Source organism: Trichloromonas sp. (assembly GCF_034006665.1).
GTDB lineage: Bacteria > Desulfobacterota > Desulfuromonadia > Desulfuromonadales > Trichloromonadaceae > Trichloromonas.
Map to the genome: position 1 here is coordinate 94790 of NZ_JAVESI010000003.1, position 20939 is coordinate 115728.

Below are 20939 nucleotides of genomic sequence, written 5' to 3' on the forward strand. Positions count from 1 at the left end.
GCCGTTTCAGGATAGTTTTTTCTTCAGGACTCGGGCGATTTCCCCCTTCAGTTCGGACAGATCGGAGCTCTTGACGACATAGCCGTCGGCCAGCCAGGAGGAGAAATCCTCCTTGTAGCAGGAAAAGGCGGTACAGAGGATGACCGGCAGATCGGTGCGCTCCTTGACGATCTTCTGTAAAAGCTGCAAGCCGCTCTCGCCTTTCATCTGGATATCGAGCACGACCAGGTCGAAGTGCTGGTGATTGAGCTTTTCCACCGCTTCGGCGCCGCTGCCGGCACTTTCCACCTCGTAGCCTTCGTCCTCCAGTTCGGCGGCGTAGAGGTGGCGGATATCGCGTTCATCATCAACGATCAGCAAGCGAGCCATGGTTGTCCTCCCTGGCGATAATGAGTTTGATGGTAAAGGTGGTGCCGCGGCCGAGCTCGCTGGCGATGTCGAGCAGGGCTCCGTGTTCGTCGAGAATCCGCTTGCATAGCGACAGCCCTAGGCCGCTCCCCGAATCCTTGGTGGAGAAGAAGGGGGCGGTCACGGTGCGGATCGTCTCCTCGCTCATGCCGGGGCCGTTGTCGGTCAGTGCGATATGGATGCGCTCGTCGTGCAGGGAGCTGCGGGCGACGATCTCGCCGCCGCTGGGCATCGCCTCGATGGCGTTGGTGATCAGGGCGCGCAGGCAGTAGGCGATTTTCTTGAAATCGAGCTTGGCTTTGGGCAGGTTCGGTTCGAGATCGAAGCGGTAAGTGATGCGGTTCATCTCCAGGTCGTCGCGCATGCCGGCGAAGACCCCGGTGATCAGCTGATTGACGTCCCACCAGTCGAGGGTCGGGTGCAGCGACTCGGAATAACTCAGCACTTCCTGCAGCACCTCTTCAAGGCGCCGGGATTCGCGGATGATCGATTCGATGTGACAGCGTTTGGCGTCATCCGGCGGCGTGTGTTTGAGCAGGCTGCGGGCGAATCCCCCGATAATGGTCAGCGGGTTGCGGATGGTGTGGGAGATGTTCGAGGCGATCTTGCCGACCAGGGCCATCTTTTCCATGCGCACGATGAGCTCCTGCTGCTCGCGCAGGCGGTTGTTGGCCTCGGTGATCTTTTCCAGCTCCTCTTGCAGGCGCTCGTAGAGGGAGGCGCGTTCAATGGCGAAGGCCACGGGCAGAGCGAAGGTCTCCAGCGACTGCACGTCTTCGGCGGTGATCGGCCGGCCGTTGATGATGTTGTCGGCGAGCAGCAGACCGATGCGGCGATTCTTGCTGACCAGCGGCACCAGCAGCAGTTCGCCGACGCCGAGGGCTTCCGCTTGGCGGCACTCGATCCCCGGCTCTTCCCAGAGATTGCGGATGTGCCGCGTCCGCTGCTCGTTCAGGGTGGCGATGAAGAGATGGTCGGCGTGGCTCATGGGCACCGAGATCATGGCGAGCAGGTCGCGGAACTTCTCCTTTTCCACCGCCATCTTCTGTTCCCGCAGGATCTGCCCCATATCCTGCAGGGAGTAGTCGTGGCTTTCGATCTCGTGCCAGATGCGTCCGGCTTCCTCGCGGTTGCGGGGGCCGACGGCGATATGCCCTTTGAGGGTCTGACGATCCTTGTCGACCAGCAGCAGAATCGCCCGGTTCAGGCCGAACCCCTTGCCGGCGGTGATGGCGGTCAGCGCCATGGAGAGAACCTCATCCAAGGAAACTGAGGTCTGCAGGATCTGGCTGACTTCATGCAAAAAACGGATTTCCCGGGTGCGGTCCGCGGCCTGCTGGGTCAGGCGGTGAATCTCGGCACGCAAGGCCAGCACTTCTTCGATGGCGTAGAAGAAGAAGGCGGGGAGCCCGTTTGAGCCGCCGTTCAGGTGCCGCAACTCTTCGAGGAAGTCGGGGCACTCCAGGCAACGCGTCAGAAACCGTTTTTTGCGGTTGAAGAGCAGTTCCTCGTCGCCGGGTCGCAGAAAGCGGCATTCGTCGGGAGAAATGATTTCTTTGTTCCAGCAGCAGCCTGAAGGCACGGGATCTCCTGGCGGGAGGGCAAGAGAAAGATTACAAAAAATCATGACGAATTATATCAATAATGGTGGCTGATGCAATGGAAGATTAAATCTCATTGGGGATTTCCCGGTTCCGAATCAGGGAAGGCTCTTGCCTTGATCGCGGCGCCGGTGGCATAGTGCTGGCATGAAACGCTATCGGGTTTTTTCCGAACACCTCAAGGAAGTTTACGGCGGCCGGGTACACAAGATCTCCGTCGACGCCGGTTTTTCCTGCCCCAACCGCGCCTTCGGCCGGGCCGGATCGGGCTGTATCTTCTGCGACCCCGGTGGCTCCGGCGCGGTCGGCATCGACCGCGCTCTAGGCGTGGCTGCGCAACTTGAGCAGGGCAAGGAGGTGATGATCCGCAAATACAAGGCGCGGCACTTCATCGCCTACTTCCAGCCCTTTTCCAACACCTTCGCCCCGCGGGAACGTCTGCGTGCCCTCTATGACGAGGCCCTGGCGGTGCCCGGTATTGTCGGCCTTGCCGTCGGCACCCGTCCCGACTGCCTGCCCGACGACGTCCTCGATCTGCTCGCCGACTACCACCGGCGCACCGATTTCTGGCTGGAGATCGGCGTACAGAGCCGCCATGACGTGACCCTCGACTTTCTTCGGCGGGGGCACGATTACGCCGCTTTTCTCAAGGCTTACGAAGGCGCCAAGGCGCGAGGCTTGAAGGTCTGCGTCCACGTCATCCTCGGCCTGCCCGGGGAGGATCGCGCGGCGATGCTCGCCACCGCCGATGAAATGGCGCGGCTGCGCGTCGACGGCATCAAGATCCACCTGCTGCATGTGCTCAAAGGGACGCCCTTAGGTGAGCTCTACGAAGAGGGGAAAATCACCATACTCGGCCAAGAGGAGTACGTCGGACTCGCCGTCGACTTCCTCGAACGGCTGCACCCGCAGACCTTCATCCACCGCCTCACCGGCGATGGTCCCCGCAACCTGCTGCTGGCCCCTCTCTGGTCGCTGAACAAATGGGAAGTGCTCAACGCCATCGACGCCGAGCTGGAGCGGCGCGATACGCGGCAGGGAGCGAAATCACGGTGGCCGACGTAAGAGCGCTTTCCGGATCGCCCGAGATTGATGACGGCGTACGGATATGGAAAGGGCGCGGCAAACCGCGCCCTTACGGGGTAATAGACGGAAATGGGGGATTGGCTAGACGTTTCCCTGCGCCTCGGGCGACCCGGGGCCGGGCGCGAAGTCGGACGGGCCTCAGGGCTTGACGCTGTCCTGAAGGCCGACCGGGTTCGCTGCGGGGGATGACGCGCTGGTGCCGCCCCAGGAGATGAGCAGGAGCGAAGCCCAGACGATGCTGATGAGGATGACGACGGTTTTGAACATGGCGCGCACCTTACACCAGGGTCCGGAGTGAAATCAAGGGAAGATTAATTCATTCCTCGCCTTGCGCGATTTTTTCTTTTCATGGTATTTATCGTGCGCCGCGCCCTTCCGCCACCCATCACCAATCACGGACGTTATGAACCTTTCCATGCTCAACCCCCAGCAGCAGGAAGCGGTCCGGCACGACCAGGGGCCGCTTTTGCTTTTAGCTGGGGCCGGTTCGGGCAAGACCCGGGTTATCACCAGCCGCATCGCCTATCTGGTCGGTGAGCGCGGCGTTTCCCCGGAGAGCATCCTGGCCGTCACCTTCACCAACAAGGCCGCCCGCGAGATGCAGGAGCGGGTGACGGATGAGGTCGGCCGCAAGCGAGCCAAGGGGATGGTCGTCGCCACCTTCCATGCCCTCTGCGTGCGCATGCTCAAAGAGGATATCGAGCGCCTCGGCTACAAGAAGAATTTTTCCATCTACGCCACCGCCGATCAGGCCCGGCTGGTGCGCGATCTGATGCAGCAGCTGGTGATCGATGGCAAGAAGTTTGATGCCGAGCGCCTGTTGTGGATCATCTCCGACGCCAAGAACCGCCTGGTGCCGCCGGAGCGTTTCGTCCCCCGGCTAGGGGACGAATACTCCACCCTTGTTGCCGCGCTCTATCCCCGTTATCAGAAGGCGCTCAAGGCTTTCAACGCCGTTGACTTCGACGACCTCATCATGCTCGCCGTGCGCCTGCTGCACGAGTTCCCCGAGGTGCGGGAGAAGTACCAGGAACGCTTCCGTTACCTGATGGTCGACGAATATCAGGACACCAACGCCGCCCAGTACCTGCTGCTCAAGCTGCTGGCCGGGAAACACCGCAACCTCTGCGTGGTCGGCGACGACGATCAGTCGATCTACGGCTGGCGCGGCGCCGATCTCGGCAATATCCTCGACTTCGAAAAGGATTTCCCCGGCGCAAAAGTCATCCGCCTGGAGCAGAACTACCGCTCCACCGGCACTATCCTTGCCGCTGCCAACGCCGTTATCCGCAACAACAAGAAGCGCAAGGACAAGGCCCTGTGGAGCGCGGGCGATGCCGGGCGGCGCATCGAGTATCTGCGCTGCGAGGACGAGGAGGACGAGGCGCGGCTGGTGATGGAACGCATCCACGCCGAGCGCTTCAAGCACCACCTCGCCTATCGCGACTTCGCCATCCTCTACCGCACCAACGTCCAGTCGCGGGCCTTCGAAGAACAGCTGCGCTACGAGAACATCCCCTATGTGCTCATCGGCGGGCAGCAGTTCTTCGACCGCAAGGAGGTCAAGGACGCCATCGCCTACCTGCGCGTGCTCGTTAATCCCCGCGACGAGGTCAACCTGCTGCGGATTCTCAATTATCCCAAGCGGGGCATCGGCGAAACCAGCGCCGACCGTCTCATCCGCCATTCGGCCGAACTCAGCCGTCCCCTCTGGGAGGTGTTGGCCGACCCGACCGGGGTGGCGGAACTCGGCGATAAGACGATGGAGGAGGTGACCGGATTCGTTGCTCTGCTGGAGCGCTACCGCAAATCCTTCGCCCGCAGCCGCGACCTGGCTCACACCGCCCGGGAACTCTTCGCCGAGATCAAGCTGGAGGATGAAATCTACCGGGGCACCGACGATCCGGTGAAGGCCCGCCGCCGCGCCGACAACGTCGAGGAGGTGGTGAACGCCATGGCCTCCTACGTGGAGAGGGAAGAGAAGCCGAGCCTGGCCGGATTTCTCGACAAGGTTTCGCTCCTCGATCAGGACCAGCTCAATCGCGACGGCAAGGAGAAGAAACTGCAACAGGATGCCGTCGTCCTGATGAGCCTGCATTCGAGCAAGGGGCTGGAATTTCCCGTGGTCTTCATGGTCGGGATGGAAGAGGAATACCTGCCGCACAAAAAGTCGATCGAGGAAAGTTTCGATATCGAGGAGGAGCGGCGTCTCTGCTACGTCGGCATCACCCGCGCCCGGCATCACCTGCTGCTCTTGAACGCCGCCGCCCGCAAGAAGTACGGCAAGCCCCTGCCCCGGGTGCCGAGCCGTTTTCTCGAAGAGATCCCCGCCGAACTTCTTGACCGCCAGACCGGCGACACCCCGCCCGTCACCGGCGAGGCCGAACAGGAAAAGATGGCCTCGAACTTTTTCGCCAATATGAAGGCGATGCTAGGGGAATGAAAAAAGGGCGGTCTGCAGGCCGCCCTTTTTCGTTCCTCTCAAAAAATCCCCCACTTCTTCTTTTTCGGCGGTTCCGGTTCTTCCAGATGACCGACCACCGGAAAACGTTCCACCACCGCCCGCACATGGGGCGCCGACTTCAGTTCCTCGGTCAGATCCGCCCCCGCCTGGTGCATCCCCTGGTGATCCCCTCCCTGCCACAAGGGGCTGTCACTCACGTCATAGACCTTCTCGTTTACCGCCACATAGGCCTTACGGCCCTCGCGACCGTCAAATTTCGCCAGCTCTTCCCTGGTCATAAATACACCTCCTGAAATGGATTTGCCTGTCTCCGGATGAAAGTCTCCGGACCGACCATTGTATTAAAGCATAGCCGGGAATCGGCGGATTGCCAGCCCGGACGCTTGCCGGTTTTTCATCTGGAGCTCAGGGTCCGGTCATCGGTTCGGTCTTTTAACTGAACCTATGCCGTCATTTGCTTGTCATCCGCACATTGTCGATTGGCTATCTTTGGGTTTGGATAAATGCTCGGGATTTTTTTCGCGGGCATGCCGAAGAAACTTTAGCGAAAAACTTACCAACCAAATTTTTGATGATTCTGAATTTTGTCGTGAAACTGGCGGCTTAGATTTCAATCCAATTATTAAAATATCCAGAAAAGTTGCTAGATAGTAAGCTAATATACCGATATTGTTTATGAAAAATTCCTTATAAAAATACTTTTGGTGCGTCGGATGCATTTTGTACAAAAGTGATATTTCTTTTCGCTCTTTTTTAAACCCGGTTCGCATCGGCGGCGGTGATCGGTTGGGAGGCTGGTTCCGCTTCCGGAGTTTTCCACGAAATCATGTAGACAGGAGGTAGCATGAGAGTCTGGCAAGGATTTTTGATGGGCGTGCTGCTGGTGCCGCTGGCCCTGTGGCCGGCCGATCCGGCGGCGGCAGCCTCGGTTTCCGGTCGGGCAAGTACCGTGCTCGAATGGTATGACTCGGCCAACGAGGAGACCTCGCTGCCGGTGTACCAGTACCTGCAACTGAATGCGAAGGATCTTGGCGCCAAGGGCTACAACTTCAAGGCCTACGGTCGGCTCGGCAACGATCTGCGCGACGAGGAGAACATCAAGAGCCGCCTCTATTACGCCTATCTCGAAAAGAAAGACCTCTTCGAGGGCTTCGATTTCCGCCTTGGCCGCCAGTTCATTTCCACCACCGCCGGTGCCTCGCTGATGGACGGTCTTTCCCTCAATTACACCCTGCTCGACGACTACCAGATCAAGGTCTTCGGCGGTGGGGACGTCAGCTACTACCAGGGTTACAGCGCCAAGGACGTGGTCACCGGCGTCGAGGTTTCCGGCAACTTCTTCGACAGCCTCGACCTTTCCCTGAGCTATTTGCAGAAGTGGGACGAAGGTCTGCTCGGCCAGGAACTGCTTGGTTTCGACGCCAGTTACGACTTGGGCGGCAAGCTCTGGCTCTACAACGAACTGCAGTGGGACATCCTCTCCGAGCGGCTCAGCTATGCCCAGGTCGGCGGTAAATACCGCTTCGACTTCCCCCTGACTGCCCGCCTCGAATACCTCTATAGTCTGCCGGTCTTCTCCTCCACCTCGATCTATTCGGTCTTCGCCGTCGCCGAATACGAAGAGGTGCTCGCCGAAGTCACCTACAATATCCGCCGCGACATCCAGCTCTTCGGCCGTTACGTCCGGGAGATCTATGAAGATTTCTCCGACGCCGACGTCTTCGAGGCGGGGATCGAGAAACTGCGCACCGGCAGCTTCTCCGGCTATCTCACCGGCGTCTACCGCATCGACGATGACGGTCAGGATCTCAAGGGCTTCAAGGTGCGCGGCGCCTATCGCCTCACCAAAGCGCTCGAGGCCGGGCTCGGCATGAATCTCGACGTGCTGGAACGGGAGATCGACTATTTCGACAGCGATACCGACAGCGACGACACCACCAGTCGCCGCTACTGGGCTGATATTTCCTGGCGCCTGACCGATACGCTCAACCTGGAAGGCAAGATCGAGCGGGTGGATAGCGATCTGTGGGATTACTACAATCGCGGCACCCTGCGTCTGAACCTTCTCTTCTGACAAGGAGCATCCTCTATGACCCGCAGAATATTATTCGCACTGATCCCGCTGCTGGCCGCCGGCGCGCTGCTGGCCTGGGCGGCGGGCTTCGACCACGAGGCTCACGTCAAGGAGTACGTCGACGGCGGCGATTGCGCGGCCTGCCACGTTGCCGGCGCGCCTTCCATCATCCCCGAAATCGCCGTCTGTCTCGAATGCCACGGGCAAGAAGAGGTCGGCGGTCTCAGCCTGCCCGCGCCCAAGACCCACGGGCCGCTCTGGGCGCTCAACCACCGCGCCGAAGCCAAGGGCAACGCCATCGACTGCAACGCCTGCCACGAGCAGAGCGATTGCCTCGACTGCCACAAGGCCGGCTTCTCCCACGAGCAGGGCGCCTTCACCAACAACATGGTCAACGTGCACCGCAGCGATTTCCACGTCACTCACCCCATCGCCGCCCGCACCGATCAGAACCTCTGCTCCAGCTGCCACGAGCCGGATTACTGCAACGAATGCCACGACCGCTTCCAGATGCGCGGCGGCGACATCGGCAGCCCCTCGCACCGGCGCAGCTTCGAGCTGGGCTTCGACAACCCCGATGTAGAAGCGATCCACGCCGGCATGAGCCCTAGCACCCAATGCGACCAATGCCACCTCGGCAGTTCCGTCGCTCCTGATTTCCACTCCTGGTCCGTCGGCCATGCCCGCGAGGCCCGCCGCAGCCTGGCCACCTGTCAGGCCTGCCATCCCGAGGGCGACGTCTGTCTCAAGTGCCACAGCGCCCGAGGCGGGGTCGTCGGCTTCAACCCCCATCCCAAGGATTGGGACAAGATGAAGGGAACCCTACAGAAAGCCAGCAATGGCCGTACCTGCCGCAAGTGTCATTAACGCACAACCTGTTCACCAACCAAAGGAGGTAGATGATGCGTTCGAAATGGTTTTTCCTGTTGGTTGCTACTTTGGCGGCCGCCTCGTTGTGGGGCTGTGGGAGCAGCGGAGGTTCAGGAGGAAGCGCGGTGACGCCGACCGACACCCAGCCCCAAGCGGTTGGGAGCGATTCCTGTATTGTTTGTCATGGTAATAATGTGGCTTTCGTTTTAGCTGACTGGACCACTTCAATCCACAATACGGAAGGCGTCGGCTGCGAAAATTGCCACGGCAACGGCGGCGCCCATCGGGGGATCGGACCGATTCCTTACCCCTCGCCGAGCCTTGAAGGTCAATGCGCTGTGTGTCACGCAGATGAAGCTTCCCTGGCGCGGCATGACGGAGACGATCCCGCCACGGCCACGGTTGTCGAAGGTTATGTCATGCGGGATGTCGAGTCCGAGGGCTGCCGCGACTGCCATGGGGATGCTCATGATGTCGTCGCCGGTGGGATCAACGAGCAGTGGTCCCAATCCGGCCATGCGGGCCGCATCGCTACGGACGCGCCCGATACGGAAACGGTCTGGGGGCATTATGACTGGGATTCGCCAAGCCGTGCTTCCTGCGCCCGCTGCCACACGACAACCGGAGCTGTCAATTTCCTGTTGAGTCCGGCAACCTATTCCGCGGCAAACAACGACTTCTCGTATCTTGCAGCAGGTCAGAATGAGCTGCTCTATTGTTGGGGCTGCCACAGCAATGTAAGTACCGGTGCGCTGTATACCCCTGGTGCTATTACTGAAGTCTATGCCGGCTCTCCGACCGGCTCTCCCACTGTAACGGTTAATTACCCTGACGCCGGGAATTCCAATATCTGTATGGGTTGCCATCTCGGCCGTGAAGTCGGAGGTGTCCTTGCGGCGTCAACCGGGGACTTCTCTAATTTGAGCTTTATCAACTCGCACTACCTTGCCGCAGGTGGCATGATTTTTGGCGAGGCGGGTTACGAATTTTCAGGTCAGGACTATACCGGTTGGGATAGCCCCGCGAAGCATGGGCGCCACGGCGACGTGAGCCGATTTGGTGACGAAGGTCCCTGCGTGACCTGTCACATGACCAGCGCCGATCCGCACAAGTTCGAGGTGGTTCAGAAAGACGCCGCCGGCGTTATTACCGCTGTCTCCACCAATGCTTGCGCTGCCTGCCATGGCAATATGAGCGCCTCCTGGTTGGAAGAGCGGAAGGAAAGCTTCCACGAGGCTCTCGAAGCCCTGAATCAGGCTCTTCTCGCCAATGGCATCGAGTTTAAGACAGCCTATCCTTATTTCTATGTCGCCGGAACCACGACCGCTTTCAAGAACTGGGAAGGCGTTTATCCCGGCAAGGGCAAGGACGTGATGGGTGCGGCCTTCAACTACAACCTGCTTGAACACGATCCGGGCGCCTATGCCCACAATGCCAACTATGCCCTCAAACTGGTCGTCGATTCCATCGACTTCCTGGCTGACGGTGTAATTGACGGCAATGGCACATTCACCATTGATGCCGAGACGGTCGATCTTTTGGCAACGGCCAACGCCGCCCTTGCCTATAGCATCGAAGAGAAGCACCATGGAGGTGCCGCTCTGGTGCAGGCCAACTATACAACCGATACTACCGTTTACAACGTCGGCTGTGGTGACTGCCATGCCGCCAACCCTATTCCGGATGGCAGCCGATTTGTCACCAACGGTTTAATTGTCGATCAGTTCGCCGAGTCGGCTCACGGCGACGTCCTCGGTGAAGCCTGGATGCACTATGACTGGCGTTCCGCAAGCCGTGCATCCTGCCAGCGTTGTCATACCGCGACCGGCTTTGTGGTTCGGTTGGGTGACGAGGCCAATACGGCCAATGTCTTCGCAGCGGCAGATGCGGGTCTGCCGGGCGAAGTGTTGCGCTGTACCGGCTGCCATACCGACATCGCGTCCGGTGCCGTTCTGGCGGCTCCGGCATTCACCGCTACGTATAGCAACGGTGCCACCCAAGCCTTCCCGAATGTCGGTGTTTCCAATCTCTGCGTGCGTTGCCACGGCGCCCGCGAAAGCGGGGACAGCATCAAGTTGAGCACCGGCGACTTTGCCAGCCTGAGTTTTATCAACTCTCACTACCTGGCAGCCGGCGCAACCGTCTTTGCGGCCGGTGGTTATGAGTATGACGGCCCGAGTTACGCGAATCCGGCCTACTATAAACATGACGTTGTCGGAATCTCCGACCCGGCGGACCCGGCGGTGAGCGATGCCGGCCCCTGCGCCGCCTGTCACATGGGCAGCTCCGCCAATCACACCTGGGAAGTCGTCGACAAAAATGACGAGGGCGTGATTACCGCCATCAACAGTGAAGTCTGTGTCAGCTGTCATGCCGGTGACTACGCGTTGACCCCGGAAGATCTGGAACTGGAAAAAGAAGAGTTCCACGCCGCTCTCGAAGCCTTGAATCAGGCCCTTTTGGTCAAAGGGATCGAGTTCAAACCTTCTCATCCCTACTTCTACGTTCCCGGAACCACGACCGCTTTTAAGAACTGGGAAGGCGTTTATCCCGGCAAGGGCAAGGACGTGATGGGGGCGGCCTTCAACTACAACCTGCTTGAGCATGATCCGGGGGCTTACGCCCATAACCGCTTTTACACCAAACGCCTGATCTTCGACTCGATCGACTTCCTCGATAACGGGGTTCTCGACGGGACGATCAACGTCACAGGCGAAGCCGCAGCCTATCTGGGGACCACTCGCCCCTAGCAATCAAAGTGGATAAGGTGGTTTTTAATGCCGGGCCCCAGAAGGGGCCCGGTTTTTTAGGGTCTCGTGGACAGGCGCTGTTTGTTCTGCTGTAGTGGAAGGCGGGGGGAGGGGGGATTCTAGAAGCGGCTGCGCAGGGCGAGGCGGAAGACGACGTCCGGGGCGGTTTCGGTGGCGATGTCTTCGCTGACGCCGATCTCCAGGGCGGTTTTGTTGCCGAGGGCGAGGTCGCCGCCGACGGTGAGCAGGGCGGCGGGATCGCCGAGTTCCTTGAGGTCACTGTCGTAGAGGGGGGTGTGGCCGTCGATCTGGAGCTTGAGGACCAACCACGACCAGGGACGCCAGCCGCCGCCGAGCATGGCGAATCCGACCAGATTGCGCTGTCTTTCTTCGATGACGTCGCCGTCGGTCATACCCATGAAACCGCAACTGCCGAAAAGGGCGACGGCGGAATTTTCTCGCAGCCAGGTGCGGTTGCCGGAGAGCCAAAGGGAAAGGTCGGTGCTGCCGCTGCCGAGCAGATCATCGCTGTCGCCGGTGGGAAGTTTAAGGGCGGCGTGTAGGGCGGCTCCCCAAGGCTCGCCCCCGGTGGAGCGGGTCAGCTGCCAGGCGGCATTGAGGCGGATGTCGCCGAGTCCCTGGGCGTGATCATCGACTAGGACTTCCTGCTTGCCATTGCGGATGTAGCTGTAACGGAGGCGGTCGCGGGATGCTCTGTCGCGGCCGTTCTGGGGCAGAGTAAAGGTGTCGTGCCAGCCTTCGATGAAGCCGTCGAGAAAGCCCCCCCGGTGCATCAGGTAGGGAACATCGAGGCCGACTTCGAAGCGCGGCGTCAGGCCCCGGCGCAGGTTGAGGTTGAAACGGTAGGTTTCGCCGTCGAAGAAGGCGCTCTCATCGCCGCTGCTGTTGTGGGTGTAGTTCTGCGTCGTATCCAGGGCGAGCTCGGCGGCGTGTTCGCCGGGGGGGAGCAGCAGGGCATGGCCGGGGGTCGGCAGGCCGAAAATCTGGGTCATGGGGGCGCGGTTGCCGGTCTGGAAGGGGCTGATGGCAAGATCGGCGCTCCACGCGGAGCCGGCGAGAAGGAGCCACGGCAGGGCAAGCCAGGGCAGGATGCGGCGAGGGATCATGAGTCGATGCCTTCGGTTTGGGGTGGAAAGGGATGAAACTTGCGGCCTGTTCAATGCCAAGGCCTGTTTTAACGCAGCCCTCCCGCGCTGTCAAAACAAAAGGGGGCGGGAGCGGAGCGCTCTTTAATCGTTGCATGGCGCCCCCGCTCACGTTAATCTCTGAAGGATTGATTTATCCCCCTGAACAAGGAGTTGCCCATGCGTATGCGTCGATTTTGGCTTGTTGCCTTGGTAATCGTTTTGAGCGGTTGCGCCTCCTGGCATGCCCGGGTGCGTCCCGGCTTCGACTGGAGCACGGTTTCGACGGTGTCGCTGCAGGGGCCGGATGAAGCCTATTCCGAGTTGGTGGCGACGGCGCGGGAGGAACTGGAGGGGATGGGCTATCGGGTAGTACTGCCGGCCGAATCTTCCGAGGCGCAGGTGGATGTGCAGCTCGCCGTCGTCGAGGCGCTGGATATCGATGAGTCCGGCAAGACCTACATGCGCCCGAAGAGCTTGCATACCCGCTTCTACAAAGCGGTGGATCAGGCCCTGGTTGCCGAATCGAGCTATTACCTAGGCCCGTCGGAAAACCCCCGTCAGGGGGTAAAGGCGCTTTTCGCCGGGGTGTGGAAGAAACAGGCCCAGGCAGCCGCCGCTCCGGCGCCGGTGACGACGTCTCAGCCGCTTGACGCCGGTTCCGTAGCGAAGCCCGCCATGCTGGAGCCCGAAAGGGTAGAGGCCGCGTCGACACCGTCTGGCGCCGTCGGAACCGTATCCGCTGTCCCCCCTTCCCAGGGGCCGACTACGGAGGTTGTTTCCACTCCTGCACTCCCGGCCTCCGCACTGACCACCTCGGCGACGGTTGCCCCGGGCGACGGCGCGAGTCCGGCGTCATCGGCTTCGGCTACTCCCGCTGCGAAGCCGGCGTCGGTCGCAAATCAACCCCTGGCGGATGACGACTGGGACAAGCCGCGCGGAGAACTTCCGGCCGCCGGAGAGCCTTCCCCCTGGGTTCCCCGTTTCCAGTCCTGGGGCTTTTCCGAATGGGGCAAGAGCCGGGAACTTGAATGATGAATGATGGCGGTGTCGCTCTTCTCCGCCGCCATCGTCGGCCCCGGCTTGATCCTTGACGGTTCGGGAAGGGGCATGGTAGATTACGCCACTTTTTTCTCACTTATCCCCGCTGGAAGTACCGACGGCGGATATCCGGAGTCCCGATGTACTTCCCTTCCTCCGAGCAGTTCGCCGCCCTGGCCACGCAGGGGAACCTGATTCCCATCTACCGGGAAATTCTGGCCGATATGGAAACCCCCGTTTCCGCCTTCAAGAAGATCGATGACGGCAAGACCTCCTTTCTGCTGGAAAGTATCGAAGGGGGAGAGAAGTGGGCGCGCTACTCCTTTCTCGGCAGCGGCCCGGGGCGGGTCTTCCGCAGTCGGGGGACGCATTACGAAGTGCTGGAGGACGGCCGCACCATCCAAGCGGGAGAGTGCGCCGATCCCCTGGCCGAGCTCAAGGCCTTTCTCGCCCCCTACCGGCCGGTGTCCATTGACGGCCTGCCCCGCTTCTTCGGCGGCGCCGTCGGCTATCTCGGCTACGACATGGTGCGTTTCGTCGAGGAGCTGCCCGACGCCAACCCCGCCCGCATCGGCGCGTTCGACTCGTGCTTTCTGCTCACGGAAAAGCTGCTGATTTTCGACAATATGCGCCAGAAGATCAAGGTGGTGTGCAACATCCATCTGGCTCCCGGCGTCGATCCGGCCGAGGCCTACCGGCAGGGGGTGGCGCGGATCGATGAACTGATTGAGCAGTTGCGTGCGCCCTTGCCCCGTCACGCCGCCGAGGTTTTCAGCGAGCCGCCGGCCATGGCATCGGACTTCACACGCGCGGGATTCATGGCGGCGGTGGAGCGCTGCAAAGAATATATCCGCGCCGGCGACATCATCCAAGTGGTGCTGTCCCAACGCTTTTCCGGTCCCCTGGGCGCGACCGATCCCTTCGACATCTACCGCGCCCTGCGCACCATCAATCCTTCCCCGTACATGTTCTTCCTGCGTTTCGGCGAGACCCTGGTGGTCGGCGCCTCCCCCGAAGTGCTGGTGCGCAAGGAGGGGGAACAGGTCGAGGTGCGCCCCATCGCCGGCACCCGGCCCCGCGGCGCTTCCGCCGAAGAGGATCTGGCGCTGGAGGCGGAACTGCTGGCCGATCCCAAAGAGCGGTCCGAGCACATCATGCTCGTTGATCTCGGCCGCAACGATCTCGGCCGGGTTTGCCGCACCGGCTCGGTGGAGGTCAGCGAGCTGATGGTGATCGAGCGTTATTCCCACGTCATGCACATCGTCTCCAACGTGCGCGGCACCCTGCGCGAAGGGCGTGACGCCTTCGACGTCTTTCGCGCCACCTTTCCCGCCGGCACTCTCTCCGGCGCGCCGAAGATTCGGGCCATGGAAATCATCGATGAACTGGAGCCCTGCCGGCGAGAGGTTTACGGCGGCGCCGTCGGTTACTTCTCCTTTTCCGGCAACATGGACATGGCAATCGCCATCCGCACCCTGGTCATCCGCGACGGCCGCATCCACTTACAGGCCGGGGCGGGGATCGTCGCCGACTCGGATCCCGCCGCCGAGTATCAGGAGACCGTCAACAAGGCGCAAGGCGCCATGTCCGCCATCGCCATGGCGCGAAAGGGGCTGAATTGACATGCTCCTCATGATCGACAACTACGACTCCTTCACCTACAACATCGTCCAGTATTTTCAAGAACTCGGCGCCGAGGTGGAGGTGTACCGCAACGACAAGATCACCGTCGACGAAATCGAAAAGAAAGCGCCCCGACAGCTGGTGGTCTCCCCCGGCCCCTGCTCGCCCCTGGAGGCGGGTATCTCCGTCGCGGCCATCCGGCGGCTGGCGGGGAAGATCCCGATTCTCGGTGTCTGTCTAGGCCACCAGTCCATCGGCCAGGCCTTCGGCGGCAAGATCGTTCGCGCTGCCTCGCTGATGCACGGCAAGACCAGCCCCATTTATCACGACAACCAGGGGCTCTTCGCCGGTCTCGCCAATCCCTTTGACGCCACCCGCTACCATTCGCTGCTTGTCGAGCGGGAAACCCTCCCCGCTTGCCTGCGGGTGACGGCCTGGACGGCGGAAGGTGAAATCATGGGGCTGGCGCACCGCGAACTGCCGATCTGGGGGGTGCAGTTCCATCCCGAGTCGATTCTGACCCTGGAGGGTAAAAAACTGCTGAACAATTTTCTGGAGATGAGCTGATTCATCACCGCACGGAGAGTGGAATGATCAAAGCCGCGATAGCCAAGGTGGTGGAGCGCAAGGATCTCACGGAAGCGGAGATGATCGCCGTGATGGATCAGATCATGGGCGGCGAGGCGACGCCGGCGCAGATTGCCGCCTTCATCACTGCGCTGCGCATGAAGGGGGAGACGGTGGACGAGATCACCGGCGCCGCCCGGGTCATGCGCGACCGGGCCACGCCGATCCGGGTCGGCAAGGTCCTCGATATCGACCGCGAGGACATCAACCTCGACCAGGAGACGATCCTCGACGTGGTCGGCACCGGCGGCGACGGCACCAACACCTTCAACATCTCGACGACCGTTTCCTTCGTGGTCGCCGCCTGCGGGGTGAAGGTGGCCAAGCATGGCAACCGCTCGGTCTCCTCCCTCTGCGGCAGCGCCGACGTGTTGGAGAAGCTCGGGGTAAACCTGGACGTGACCCCGGAGAAGGTCGAGGAGTGCATCCGCGAACTCGGCATCGGTTTTCTCTTCGCGCCGGCCCTGCACGGGGCGATGAAGTACGCCATCGGCCCACGCAAGGAGGTCGGCATCCGTACCATCTTCAACATTCTCGGGCCGCTGACCAACCCCGCCGGGGCCGACTGCCAAGTGCTCGGCGTCTATCAGGAAACGCTGGTCGAACCCCTCGCCCAAGTGCTGGCCCGGCTTGGTTGCCGCCGGGGCTTTGTCGTCTACGGCATGGACGGCATGGACGAGATCACCCTGACCGGACCGACCCGGGTCGCGGAAATACGCAATGGCGAGGTCAAGGTTTTCACCATTGAACCGGAGGACTTCGGTCTCAGCCGTTGCCCGATGAGCGCCTTGCAAGGGAGTAACGCCGTCGGTAATGCCGAAATCGTGCGTAGTGTGCTTAAGGGGGAAACTGGCCCCCGCCGGGACGTGGTGTTGCTCAACGCCGCTTTCGCCTTGGTCGCCGCCGGCGCTGCCGAGGATATCCTCGCCGGTTTAGAGATGGCTCGCGCCGCTATTGACGAAGGGCGGGCGCTGGCCAAGGTTGACGCTTTGGCGGCGTTGACGAACGAATAATCGGGTGACCCATCGGGTCGCCCCTTGTACGGAAAAATCGATGACCGATACCCCCGACATTTTGAAAAAAATCGTCGCGCACAAGCGCGAGGAGGTGACCGCCGCCAAGGCCAAATTTCCCATGGAGCGGCTGCAGCAACGGCTGGAGCTGGTCGAGGACCAGCCCCGGGGTTTTGCCCGCGCCCTGCGGATCATGCATGAGGCGGGAGAGACGGCGGTCATCGCCGAAGTGAAGAAGGGTTCTCCGTCCAAAGGGGTGATCCGCTCCGATTTCGATCCCGTCGCCATCGCCGAAATCTACCAAGCGCACGGGGCCACCTGTCTTTCCGTGCTCACCGATGAAAAGTTCTTCCTCGGTCATCTGAACTATCTCGGTCTGATCCGCGAACAGGTTTCGTTGCCGCTCTTGCGCAAGGACTTCATCTGCGATTCCTATCAGATTGTCGAAGCCCGTGCCTTTGGCGCCGACGCCGTGCTGCTCATCGCAGCGATGCTCGATTTGCCCCAGTTGCGGGATTTTATCGCCTGCGCCCGGGAACTGCGTCTCGACGTGCTCCTCGAAGTGCACGATGAGGCGGAGCTGGATCTGGCGCTGCAAACGGACTGTGAACTGATCGGCATCAACAACCGCAGCCTGCGCACCTTCGTCACCGATCTCGCCGTTACCGAGCGCCTGCGGCCGTTGGTTCCGGCGGATCGTTTCGTTGTCGCAGAAAGCGGCATCAATGGCCGCGCCGACGTCGAACGGTTGCTCAAGGCCGGCGCCGGGGCTTTTCTTGTCGGCGAGGCGCTGATGCGTGAAGCCGATATCAGCGCGAAGCTGGAAGAACTGATGGGTTAATGACATGTAGGGGCCCCCTGTGGGCGCCCAGGGCGAATACAAGATTCGCCCCTACCGCGACATTTCAAGGAGAGAGTGATGCAGAACAAGATCCTGTTGCCGGAAGACCGTATCCCCAAATACTGGTATAATGTCATCCCCGATATGCCGGGCCCGCTGGCGCCGGTCATCCATCCGGGGACGATGCAGCCGGTCAAGCCGGAGGATCTGCTGCCGATCTTCCCCATGCCCCTCATCGAGCAGGAAGTCTCTCAGCAACGCTGGATCGAGATTCCCGAGCCGGTGCGGGAGATCTTCCGGATCTGGCGGCCGTCCCCCCTCTTTCGTGCGCACCGGTTGGAAAAGGCCCTTGGTACCCCGGCGAAGATCTATTACAAGTATGAAGGGGTTTCCCCGGCCGGTTCGCACAAGCCGAACAGCGCCGTGCCGCAGGCCTATTTCAACAAGATTTCTGGAACCAAGCGCATCGCCACCGAAACCGGCGCCGGGCAGTGGGGGTGTTCCATCGCCCTGGCCTGCCAGATGTTCGGCTTGGAGTGCACCGTCTACATGGTCAAGGTTTCCTTCGCGCAGAAGCCTTACCGCAAGAGCATGATGCAGCTTTGGGGGGCGAACGTCATCCCCTCGCCGTCGGATCAGACCAACGCCGGCCGCGCCATGCTCGCCAAGGACCCGGAGAACGGCGGTTCCCTCGGTCTGGCCATCAGCGAGGCGGTGGAGGATGCCGTCTCTCGCGAGGATACCCGCTACGCTCTGGGGAGTGTGCTCAACCATGTCTGCCTCCATCAGACGATCATCGGTCTTGAGGCCAAGGAGCAGATGGCCATCGCCGGGGATTATCCCGATGTGGTCATCGGCTGCCACGGCGGCGGCTCCAACTTCGCCGGAATCGGCTTCCCCTTCGTTGCCGACAAGGCCAACGGCAAGCAGGTGCGGGTGCTGGCGGTGGAACCGGCAAGCTGCCCGACCCTGACCCGGGGGGTCTATGCCTTTGATTACGGCGACACCGCGAAGATGGCGCCGGTGGCAAAGATGTACACCCTCGGCCACGACTTCATGCCGCCGGGCATCCATGCCGGTGGTCTGCGCTATCACGGCGCCTCCCCCCTGGTTTCCCAGTTGCTCAACACCGGAGTGATTGAGGCCAAGGCGGTGCATCAGCTTGGCTGTTTCGAAGCGGCGGTCCTCTTTTCGCGCACCGAGGGGATCATCCCCGCTCCCGAGTCGAGTCACGCCATTCGCGGCGCCGTCGATGAGGCCTTGCAGGCCAAGGAGGAGGGGAAGGAGAAGACCATCCTTTTCAACCTTTCCGGGCATGGCCATGTCGACATGACCGCCTACGACGATTACTTCGCCGGCAAGCTCACCGATTACGAATATCCCGCCGAGGCCATCAAGGAATCCTTGTCCCATCTGCCGAAGGTGGGATAGACAAAGGTACGCGTAGGGGCGATCACAAGGATCGCCCTTGTCGGGGTGACGGATGATCAGGATCAAGATCTGCGGTATCACCCGTATCGATGACGCCCTGCAGGCCTGCGCCTGCGGGGCGGATGCGCTGGGACTGGTTTTCTATGAAAAAAGTCCTCGTTGCGTCACCCGGGAGCAGGCGCGGGCGATCGTCGCCGCCTTGCCTCCTTTCGTGACCACGGTCGGGCTCTTTGTCAACGAGCGACCGGAAATCGTCCGCGAGATTGTCGACTTCTGCGGCCTGGATGTCATCCAACTGCACGGCGACGAGGGGCCGGATGCCTGTCTCTTCCCCCCCCATCGGGTGCTCAAGGCGCTGCGGGTCAAGGGGGAGGAGAGCCTGGCCGGCATCGGGGATTACGCGGTTTCGGCGCTCTTGCTCGATGCCTGGCATCCGGACAGTTACGGCGGTACCGGCAAACTTGGCGACTGGGAGCTGGCGGCCCGTCTTGCCGTCGAGCGTTCGGTCATTCTCGCCGGCGGACTCAATCCGGAGAACGTCGGCGAGGCGATCCGTCGGGTGCGACCCTACGGCGTCGACGTTTCCAGCGGCGTCGAAAGTGCCCCGGGGTGCAAGGATCCGGCGCGGGTCGCGGCATTCATCCGGAATGCACGCGCCGCTCTTTAACGAAAGGAACCCATGAAATTTACCGAACTGAATCTGCCCGAAGCGGTCCTCAAGGGGGTCGCCGAGGTCGGTTTCACCGAACTTACCCCGGTGCAGGAAGAGACCATTCCCATCGCCCTCACCGGCCGGGATGTGGCGGCCCAGGCCCAGACCGGCACCGGCAAGACCGCCGCTTTTCTCATCTCGCTCTTTACCCGGCTGCTGGCCAGCGGCAAACGCACCAGCAACAATCCCCGCGCCCTGATCATGGCGCCGACCCGGGAGCTGGTGGTCCAGATCGTCGAGGATGCCAAAGGACTTGGGGCGCACTGCCCCCTTAAGGTACAGGCGATCTTCGGCGGCATGGACTATGACAAGCAGCGCCAGGCCTTGAAGGACGGTGTTGATATCATCGTTGCCACGCCCGGGCGACTCATCGATTACGCCAAACAGCGGGTCTTCACCTTCGACCGCATCGAAGCGCTGGTCATCGATGAAGCCGACCGCATGTTCGACATGGGTTTCATCAAGGATCTGCGTTACATCCTGCGCAAGCTCCCGCCTTTTGAAAAACGCCAGACCATGCTCTTTTCCGCCACCATGTCCCAGCGGGTGACGGAGCTGGCCTACGAGTTCATGGATCTGGCGGAGAAGGTCGAGATCCTGCCCGAGCAGGTCACCGCCGAACGGGTCGAACAGATCCTCTATCATGCCGCCCGCCGGGAAAAATTCCCTCTGCTCCTCGGTCTGCTCAGGAAGGAAGCGGAGGCCGAGCGGGTGCTGATCTTTGTCAACACCAAGAAAGAGGCCGAGCACCTCACCGAGCGTCTCAAGGCGAACGACCTCAAGGCGGCGGTGATTTCCGGGGATATCGCCCAGAATAAGCGGATGCGCATCCTCGCTGATTTCAAGGAGGGCAAGCTGACCTTCCTGGTTGCCACCGACGTCGCCTCCCGGGGGATTCATATCGATGCCGTGAGCCACGTCATCAACTACGACCTGCCCCAGGATGCCGAGGACTACGTCCATCGCATCGGCCGTACCGCTCGGGCCGGGGCGATCGGCAAGGCGATCAGCTTCGCCGACGAGGATCTGGTCTTCCATCTGCCCGACATCGAGGAATATATCGGGCGCAAAATTCCCAGCCGGTTTCCCGAGGAGGATGATTTCTTCTGGGATTACAAGCGCTCCGCTCCGCGCAAGAAATCCCCTCCGGCCCACGCCAAGCCGGTGCCCGCCGCCGCAAGGGCGAAGAAGCCCCGGCGTCGGCGGGGTAAGCCCAGGGCCGATGGCCAGCCGTCGGCCTGAACCGGACGAGG

The 20939-nt window shown here is 61.3% G+C and carries 18 protein-coding genes; 13 read left to right on the forward strand and 5 right to left on the reverse strand.

Going from position 1 to position 20939, the window contains the following annotated elements; genetic code table 11:
• Window positions 1-6 precede the first annotated feature (6 nt).
• Entirely contained in the window at window positions 7-369 is a 363-nt protein-coding gene (locus RBR25_RS02465; RefSeq protein ID WP_432817938.1) for a response regulator, read from the reverse strand.
• Window positions 347-1990: an ATP-binding protein gene (locus RBR25_RS02470; protein WP_432817939.1), complete on the reverse strand. Its 1644-nt coding sequence runs from the start codon at window positions 1988-1990 to the stop codon at window positions 347-349. Before RBR25_RS02470 ends, RBR25_RS02465 begins: the two co-directional genes overlap by 23 nt.
• A gap of 166 nt (window positions 1991-2156) precedes the next feature.
• On the opposite strand from RBR25_RS02470, the gene RBR25_RS02475 reads away from it, so the two are divergent.
• On the forward strand, window positions 2157-3074 hold the full coding sequence (locus RBR25_RS02475; protein WP_432817940.1) for a TIGR01212 family radical SAM protein: 918 nt from the start codon (window positions 2157-2159) through the stop codon (window positions 3072-3074).
• Window positions 3075-3233: 159 nt separating this feature from the next.
• On the opposite strand, the gene RBR25_RS02480 is transcribed toward RBR25_RS02475, so the two are convergent.
• Window positions 3234-3362: a hypothetical protein gene (locus RBR25_RS02480; RefSeq protein WP_432817941.1), complete on the reverse strand. Its 129-nt coding sequence runs from the start codon at window positions 3360-3362 to the stop codon at window positions 3234-3236.
• A gap of 136 nt (window positions 3363-3498) precedes the next feature.
• Here RBR25_RS02480 and RBR25_RS02485 point away from each other — a divergent pair, with 136 nt between their 5' ends.
• Complete coding sequence (locus RBR25_RS02485) at window positions 3499-5538, forward strand: ATP-dependent helicase (RefSeq protein ID WP_432817942.1); 2040 nt, start codon at window positions 3499-3501, stop codon at window positions 5536-5538.
• A 38-nt stretch (window positions 5539-5576) separates the two neighbouring features.
• Here the strand turns inward: RBR25_RS02485 and RBR25_RS02490 are convergent, their stop codons facing one another.
• Window positions 5577-5837 (reverse strand): cytochrome b5 domain-containing protein, encoded by a 261-nt coding sequence (locus RBR25_RS02490; protein ID WP_432817943.1) that lies wholly within the window; start codon window positions 5835-5837, stop codon window positions 5577-5579.
• A 566-nt stretch (window positions 5838-6403) separates the two neighbouring features.
• On the opposite strand from RBR25_RS02490, the gene RBR25_RS02495 reads away from it, so the two are divergent.
• The 3 genes from RBR25_RS02495 to RBR25_RS02505 are packed head-to-tail and all read left to right on the forward strand — an operon-like array spanning window position 6404 to window position 11253.
• Window positions 6404-7633 carry a hypothetical protein gene (locus RBR25_RS02495; RefSeq protein WP_432817944.1) on the forward strand — a complete coding sequence of 410 codons (1230 nt, stop codon included), beginning with the start codon at window positions 6404-6406 and terminating at the stop codon, window positions 7631-7633.
• A 15-nt stretch (window positions 7634-7648) separates the two neighbouring features.
• Window positions 7649-8500, forward strand: a complete 852-nt coding sequence (locus RBR25_RS02500; RefSeq protein ID WP_432817945.1) for a cytochrome c3 family protein — start codon at window positions 7649-7651, stop codon at window positions 8498-8500.
• A 32-nt stretch (window positions 8501-8532) separates the two neighbouring features.
• Window positions 8533-11253, forward strand: coding sequence for a hypothetical protein (locus tag RBR25_RS02505; RefSeq protein WP_432817946.1), 2721 nt, complete (start codon window positions 8533-8535; stop codon window positions 11251-11253).
• A 119-nt stretch (window positions 11254-11372) separates the two neighbouring features.
• Here the strand turns inward: RBR25_RS02505 and RBR25_RS02510 are convergent, their stop codons facing one another.
• Window positions 11373-12380: a DUF3187 family protein gene (locus RBR25_RS02510; protein WP_432817947.1), complete on the reverse strand. Its 1008-nt coding sequence runs from the start codon at window positions 12378-12380 to the stop codon at window positions 11373-11375.
• 198 nt (window positions 12381-12578) lie between these two features.
• Between RBR25_RS02510 and RBR25_RS02515 the strand changes: the two genes are divergently transcribed.
• From RBR25_RS02515 to RBR25_RS02550, 8 genes are all read left to right on the forward strand, one after another.
• A complete protein-coding gene (locus tag RBR25_RS02515; protein ID WP_432817948.1) occupies window positions 12579-13433 on the forward strand; it encodes a hypothetical protein in 855 nt (284 codons plus the stop codon).
• Window positions 13434-13579: 146 nt separating this feature from the next.
• Window positions 13580-15061: an anthranilate synthase component I gene (gene trpE / locus RBR25_RS02520; RefSeq protein WP_432817949.1), complete on the forward strand. Its 1482-nt coding sequence runs from the start codon at window positions 13580-13582 to the stop codon at window positions 15059-15061.
• 1 nt (window position 15062) lies between these two features.
• On the forward strand, window positions 15063-15629 hold the full coding sequence (locus RBR25_RS02525) for an anthranilate synthase component II (protein ID WP_432817950.1): 567 nt from the start codon (window positions 15063-15065) through the stop codon (window positions 15627-15629).
• 23 nt (window positions 15630-15652) lie between these two features.
• Window positions 15653-16702: an anthranilate phosphoribosyltransferase gene (trpD, locus tag RBR25_RS02530; protein ID WP_432817951.1), complete on the forward strand. Its 1050-nt coding sequence runs from the start codon at window positions 15653-15655 to the stop codon at window positions 16700-16702.
• Between the two features lie 40 nt (window positions 16703-16742).
• Window positions 16743-17543: an indole-3-glycerol phosphate synthase TrpC gene (trpC, locus tag RBR25_RS02535; protein WP_432817952.1), complete on the forward strand. Its 801-nt coding sequence runs from the start codon at window positions 16743-16745 to the stop codon at window positions 17541-17543.
• Window positions 17544-17621: 78 nt separating this feature from the next.
• On the forward strand, window positions 17622-18974 hold the full coding sequence (locus tag RBR25_RS02540; protein ID WP_432817953.1) for a TrpB-like pyridoxal phosphate-dependent enzyme: 1353 nt from the start codon (window positions 17622-17624) through the stop codon (window positions 18972-18974).
• Between the two features lie 52 nt (window positions 18975-19026).
• A complete protein-coding gene (locus tag RBR25_RS02545; protein ID WP_432817954.1) occupies window positions 19027-19641 on the forward strand; it encodes a phosphoribosylanthranilate isomerase in 615 nt (204 codons plus the stop codon).
• Between the two features lie 12 nt (window positions 19642-19653).
• Window positions 19654-20928: a DEAD/DEAH box helicase gene (locus RBR25_RS02550; RefSeq protein ID WP_432817955.1), complete on the forward strand. Its 1275-nt coding sequence runs from the start codon at window positions 19654-19656 to the stop codon at window positions 20926-20928.
• Window positions 20929-20939: the final 11 nt, after the last annotated feature.